7 protein-coding genes are annotated in these 5,982 nt (G+C 66.2%); 3 read left to right on the forward strand and 4 right to left on the reverse strand.

Annotated features, from left to right (window positions below; genetic code table 11):
• Positions 1-976 (forward strand): electron transfer flavoprotein (locus RMO81_RS11880; RefSeq protein ID WP_310476098.1); only part of this gene is annotated, 976 nt, incomplete at its 5' end.
• A gap of 21 nt (positions 977-997) precedes the next feature.
• The gene (locus RMO81_RS11885; RefSeq protein WP_310476099.1) at positions 998-1,768 is read left to right on the forward strand and encodes an NAD(P)-dependent oxidoreductase; all 771 of its coding nucleotides are present in this window, start codon (positions 998-1,000) and stop codon (positions 1,766-1,768) included.
• 117 nt (positions 1,769-1,885) lie between these two features.
• Here RMO81_RS11885 and RMO81_RS11890 read toward each other — a convergent pair whose 3' ends face one another.
• The 4 genes from RMO81_RS11890 to RMO81_RS11905 all read right to left on the reverse strand — a co-directional run bounded on the left by RMO81_RS11890 (position 1,886) and on the right by RMO81_RS11905 (position 4,973).
• Positions 1,886-2,494, reverse strand: coding sequence for a PEPxxWA-CTERM sorting domain-containing protein (locus RMO81_RS11890; RefSeq protein ID WP_310476100.1), 609 nt, complete (start codon positions 2,492-2,494; stop codon positions 1,886-1,888).
• Between the two features lie 152 nt (positions 2,495-2,646).
• A complete protein-coding gene (locus tag RMO81_RS11895) occupies positions 2,647-3,258 on the reverse strand; it encodes a twin-arginine translocation pathway signal protein (RefSeq protein WP_310476101.1) in 612 nt (203 codons plus the stop codon).
• A gap of 136 nt (positions 3,259-3,394) precedes the next feature.
• Entirely contained in the window at positions 3,395-4,510 is a 1,116-nt protein-coding gene (locus tag RMO81_RS11900) for a hypothetical protein (protein ID WP_310476102.1), read from the reverse strand.
• Between the two features lie 46 nt (positions 4,511-4,556).
• A complete protein-coding gene (locus tag RMO81_RS11905; protein ID WP_310476103.1) occupies positions 4,557-4,973 on the reverse strand; it encodes a MerR family transcriptional regulator in 417 nt (138 codons plus the stop codon).
• 23 nt (positions 4,974-4,996) lie between these two features.
• Between RMO81_RS11905 and RMO81_RS11910 the strand changes: the two genes are divergently transcribed.
• Positions 4,997-5,982: multicopper oxidase domain-containing protein (locus tag RMO81_RS11910; protein WP_310476104.1), on the forward strand; the 986-nt coding region annotated here is incomplete at its 3' end.

Genomic DNA, 5,982 nt, shown 5'->3' on the forward strand with positions numbered 1-5,982 from the left:
CTGCGGCGAGTTCCTCAGCGGCGAGGCGGTCAAGGCGCTGGCTGGGCTGGGCGTGGACGCGCGGGCTTTGGGCGCGGTTCCCATCACGCGCGTCGAGATCAACGCTGGCCACCGCCAGGCCGCCGCCGCATTGCCCTTTCCAGCGCTCAGCCTGTCGCGCCGGGTGCTGGACGAAGCCATGCTCGACCGCGCATCTGCGCAAGGAGTGAACGTGCAGCGCGGCGTGAGCGTGCGCGGCCTGGCCGGCAGTATGGCGCAGACCAGCGCCGGCGACATCGGTGCATCGACCCTGCTGCTCGCCAGCGGCAAGCATGATGTGCGCGGCCTGCCGCGCCCCGACGGCCCGGATGAAATCGGTTTCAAGATGTATTTCCGCGATGCTGCCTTGTCGCGTCGCCTTGCGGGCAGCGTGGCGGTCACCTTTTTCGACGGCGGTTATGCCGGCCTGCAACCGGTGGAGGGCGGCCGCTTGAACCTGTGCCTGCTGGTGGACGGCGCACATTATCGCGCGCTGGGATCATGGGCCGCCCTGCTGGCCCGTCTGGTCACAGAGCCAGCCCTTGCCGCGCTGGCCAATGCCGAACCACTGCTGCCGCGTCCGCTCGCCATCAGCCGCGTGCCCTATGGCCATTTGGCGAGGCCCACCAAGGACGGCCTCTGGCGGCTGGGCGACCAGGCCGCCGTCATCCCCAGTTTTTGCGGCGACGGCATGGCCATCGCGCTCGAATCCGGCCGGCTTGCGGCGGCGATGCTGGCACAAGGTGCTGATGCCGCCACCTACAGCCACGCGCTGCTCACTCGCACCCGCCGCCCGGTCCGCCTCGCCATGGCCGCGCTGGCGGTGGCGCGGCATCCGATCGGGCGCTATGCCGCCATGGCCGGCCTGTCTGCCATTCCCGGCGGCCTCGCGCTGCTTGCCCGCCTGACCCGCGTCGCCGATCCGCACACGCCAGAGTCCGGTATTGCGCCGGCGTGAGGCGCAGGGCACAGGCGCGCCATGCAGCAATTGCCCATCTTCGTGACCCTCGCCGGGCGCAACGTCATCCTGGTTGGTGACGGCGAACCCGCCGAAGCCAAGGCCCGCCTGGTCCGCGCGGCCGGTGGCACGTTGGTGGTCGAAGAGACACAGGGCGCCATGCTGGCCTTCGTCGCGCTGGAAGACGACGCCGAAGCCCACGCCGCCGCCTCCCGGCTGCGCGCCCGCGGCCTGCTGGTCAACGTGGTGGACAAACCCGCCATGTCCGATTTCCTGATGGGCGCCATCATCGATCGTTCACCCGTGGTTGTCGCCATTTCCACCGCCGGCGCGTCGGCCAGCCTTGCCCGCGCCTTGCGCACGCGGTTCGAAGCGCTGCTCCCCGCCAGCCTCGGTCCGCTGGCGCGCGCCATCCTCGCCGCCCGCGACGCGGTCGCTGTCCGTCACCCGACACCCAACGATCGCCGCCGCTTGTGGGAACGCGCGCTGGCACAAGCCGGCCCGCTCGATCCTTTCGCTGCGCTGGCCGATCCCGAATCCGCCGTCGCCGCCGTGGTCGCGGGCGCGTCGGATGCCGCCCCGCAGCTGCTGGACATCACCCTTGCCAGCGCCGACCCCGGCGATCTCACCCTCAACCAGTTGAATGCCCTGGCCCGCTGCGACGCGCTGGTGATGAAAGGCGCTGTCCCCGCCGCCGTGGTGGACCGCGCACGCCGCGATGCGACGCGGTTGGCGACGTTGCCTGATCCGCTGCCACCGGGACTGACGGTGGTTCTGCGCGTTTCAGGCTGAAGAAGAAACGATATTCCCACGCCAAGCAACAGCCGCCCCGTTGTTGCGGGACGGCTGTGAATCATCCGATCAATTCGGAACTGGTTTCTGCAATCAGCGCCAACCGGCGCCGGCGGTTCAGGCGACCGCAGCGCGCCGACGGCGCATGGCCGCGCCAACCAGACCGAAGCCAGCGATCAGCATGGCCCAGCTGGCCGGTTCGGGAACAGCCGTGGTCGAGCCAATCTGCACATTGTCGATCAACCAGAGGTCACTGGTGAGATTGGTGATGCGGATGCTGTCGAAACTGACACCGGTGAAGCCATAGAAATTGTTGGCCGAAGTGCCAACGGGCGCCGTAAATCCTTCGACGACATTTGCGCCCGAAAGCGCCTCAAACAGATAATCTGCGCCGTTGGAGACCATGGCGAAGGCGGCGCTGGTTTGTGGTACAGTGAAGTTGATGCTGAACGGCGTGAAGAAACTGACGGGAAAATTGCCGATCGTATCGCCGACGATATTGGGAAACCCGGTCTGCGGCGTGTAGGTGGCAGCAGGCGAGAAACTGGCCCCAAAGGCGGCAAACTGGTTGGTCACTTGGGAGACTGATGGCGTCAAAGACACTTCGCTGAACGTGATGGCGTAAGTTGGGCTTGCGATTCCGGTCGCACTGCCGATGATGGATGCGGCATTGGCGCCAGTGGTGAGCATGGTCGCAAGAACGATGATGGCTGAACGATAAAACATGAATGATGTCCCCTCTTTGCGGTCAACAGACGGACGGGTGCCCCCCGAAGCCCGATTTTTTATCTGCAAAGTATAAATTAACCATGAACTTGGGCAGCGCTGCCCCAACGAAAGTGGGTGCAGGGCCTCAGGCCCTGCCCGCCGGCGGCCTCTTACGCTTTCCCGTTCTTCTTCGAAGTTGCAACTAGCGCGTCCCACGTCGCCCAGTCGATGGCGCGGCCGGGGTAGGCGACCTTGGCGAAGGGCCATTTGGCGCGCACCCAGTTTTGCACCCAGGCATGGAGTTCTGCATCGAAGCCGGCGTCATATTCGGCCTTGGTCACCCACAGCCGCACCACGGCATCATAGCCGGCGACATTGCTGGGCGAGACATAGACGCTGCCGCGTTCACGGCGGCCATCGGGGGTGAGCACGCCATAGGCGAAGGATTCGCGTTTGCGGAAGCGGGTCGCTTCACTCTCCATGTCGGCCATGGCGTCGGCGGCGGTGAGGTTCTTGTGCGGCCAATCCGTGCTGCGGGTGAATGTCTTCTGCAGATGTTCGATGGAGGCCATGTAGGCGTCATAGTCGATCTTCACCAAGGCCGGGCCAAGCGGCACCAGCTTGAAGCCAGATGCTTTGGCCAGCACGGGCGGCGTGAAGCTGGCGGGCAGCCACGGCGCCGGCTGCGCGGCCTTGGGCGGGTTGTCGCCAGCGGCGTTGGCCGGGGTTGCCGCGGCGGCAACCGCCAGCATCATGCCCGCAATGATCGTCCGCCAATCCATGGTGTCACTCCCCAAGCCCATTCCCGAATAGGGGTGAGTTTACAGCATTTCGAAGCGACCGCGCTGGGCAGAACCACCACTTTGCCAAATCTGGCGTTGCGCGTCAGGCTCAGACTCATCTTCGCGGCCTGGCGGGTCAAGGCTGCCGGGCCAGCTGGGCAGCATAAAGTGCCATGCGACTGCGCACCGGCGCTTCGTCACCCACATTGGCGGGCAGGCCCAGCGCCGGCAATGTTTCGCGCGCCGCCACGCTGCCTTGTTCGGGATGCAGCGCAATGGCGATCAGGATGGCGCGGCGCTGGTTGGCCGGAAGCCGCGCCTTGAGTTCGACCGCAACCAGCGCCGGCAACTGCGATTGCAGCGGTTCAGTATCGTAAAGATCGGGCACCGCCGCGATCAGCAGCAGGTTGCGCGCGCGTTGGGCAAGATCAGGCTCGGCGGCGGCGGGCCATTTTTCGATCTGGCGCCGCACCCGGGCCAGGGCACTGACAGTGGCAGCATCCGGCGGCGCAATCGCAACCGGGGCGATATTGGCCGGTCGTTCCAGCAGCGCAGGCAGGGCGTAAACCTCAAGATCAGCGCGCGGCATCGGCGGGCCGGGGTTGTGCCAGACCAGCGCCGACAGGCTGATCCAGGCTGAGAACATCAGTGCATAGGGCCAGCGGCGCGGCCACAGGAAGGCCACCAGCAGCGTTGTTGCCGCCGTACCGGCCAGCGCGAACAAGGCGGAACTCGCCGCGCGCGTGCCGGTGCCGGTCAGCGCGGTCTGGATGGCCGTGCTGGCCCATTGGGCGGGCAGCAGCACGAGCAACCAATTGGGCAAATAGGCTGCCGTGGCCAGCATGGCGGCTTCGCCGGCGACAACGAACAGCGCCATCAACCAGCCGTTGCCGGCCATGGCGCGCGCAAACAGGAGCCCTCGCGCGGCAAAGCTGAGGCTGGCCACGATCACCGCCAGCCCGGTGGAAAACGGGTGCGGCAGCGCCGGCATGCCCAGCACCCGCGCCAACAGGATCAGGCCGACTCCCGCAAGCAGCGCCAGCAGCACGCCGACCCAGAACCGGCCGACGGTGGCCGCAGCGATCATGCCCATGCCCATCAGGCCAACGGCCACTATGGGACCGCCGATCAGCGCCAGCGGTGCTGGCGCAGGCACATCGCGCAGCAACAGCAGGGCCAGAGCGGGCAGCACCGCCCCGGCCAGAACGACGACCAACCAGGCCAAAAGGGGCTTGTTCGCAACGTTTTTCATCGGGGGCACACTGGGCGAAGCACCGGGCCTTGTCGAGCCGGTGCCATCAATGGCAGCGGTTGCCGGTGAAGGTCGCGATGATCGGGCAGGGGCCAACGCCGCCGCTGGTGCATTCGTCGAGCAGGCCCGACAGCAAGGTGCGGGCGGCGGAGAGCTCGGCCATTTCGGCATCGAGTGCGGCAAGGCGTGTGCGGGTGAGCGCTTGCACGCGGGCGCGGTCGTCACTGGCATCCAGCGCCAGCAACTCGGCGATTTCCTTCAGGCTGAAACCGGCGCGCTGGGCGGTGCGAATGAAGCGCAGACGTTCGACATGGAAAGCATCATAATGGCGCACCTTGCCCGCCGCCGCCGGTACCGGCAGCAGCCCCTTGCGCTGATAGAAGCGCACGGTTTCGACGCCAACGCCGGCGGCTGCGGCCAATCGCGCGATAGTGAGACGATCTGCAGCTTGACTCTGTACCATGATACGCAGGTTATGCGCCGGCGATGACATTGCTGCAACATCTTGCCCGCCTGGTTTTGGCGCTCGTCCTGCTCACGCCGGCACTGGTGCAGGCTGCCACCTATGATCTGGTGGTGGAACGCCAACAGAAGCAGATCGTGCCTGGCCGCACCGACAGTGTGATCGCCATCAACGGCAGCGTGCCCGGCCCCACCTTGCGTTTCAAGGAAGGCGAGGAGGCCATTGTTCGCGTCACCAACAAGTTGAAGTCCAGCACCTCCATTCACTGGCACGGGCTGCTGATCGACGGGGCCTATGATGGCGCGCCGGGCTTCAACGGCTTCAACGGTATCGCGCCGGGCGAAACCTATACCTATCGCATCCGCGTGCGGCAGAGCGGCACCTATTGGTATCACGCGCATTCGGAAGGGCAGGAACAGGCCGGGCAATATGGCGCGCTGATCATCGCGCCGGCGGGTGACGACCCGATCAAGGCTGACGCGGAGCATGTCATCCTGCTGTCGGACCACACGCGCGAGGATCCTGCCCGGGTGCTGCGCAACCTGAAGAGCGATTCCGGCTATTACAACTGGAACAAGCGCACGCTGCCCGAAATGATGCGTGACGCGAAGAAATTCGGGATGAAGGCCACGATGGCCGAGCGGCAAGCCTGGGGCCAGATGCGCATGGACGCGACCGACATCGCCGACGTGACCGGCTATGCGCTGCTGATGCACGGCCAGCCGACGGCGGCGCAGCCCACCCTGAACTTCACGCCCGGTCAGCGCGTGCGCCTGCGTTTCATCAACGGTTCGGCGATGAGCTTCATGGATATCCGCATCCCGGGCGTGCCGATGACCATCGTCGCGGCTGATGGCCGGCCGGTGCAGCCGGTGGTGGTCGATGAATTCCGCATGGGCGTCGCTGAAACCTATGACGTGATCGTGGAACCTCCCGCCGGCGCTCATGCGCTGTGGGTGGAAACGCTGGACCGCCGCGCCAGCGTTCTGGGCCGGCTGACCAGCGATCC

The organism is Sandarakinorhabdus sp. (assembly GCF_031422795.1).
Lineage (GTDB): Bacteria > Pseudomonadota > Alphaproteobacteria > Sphingomonadales > Sphingomonadaceae > Sandarakinorhabdus.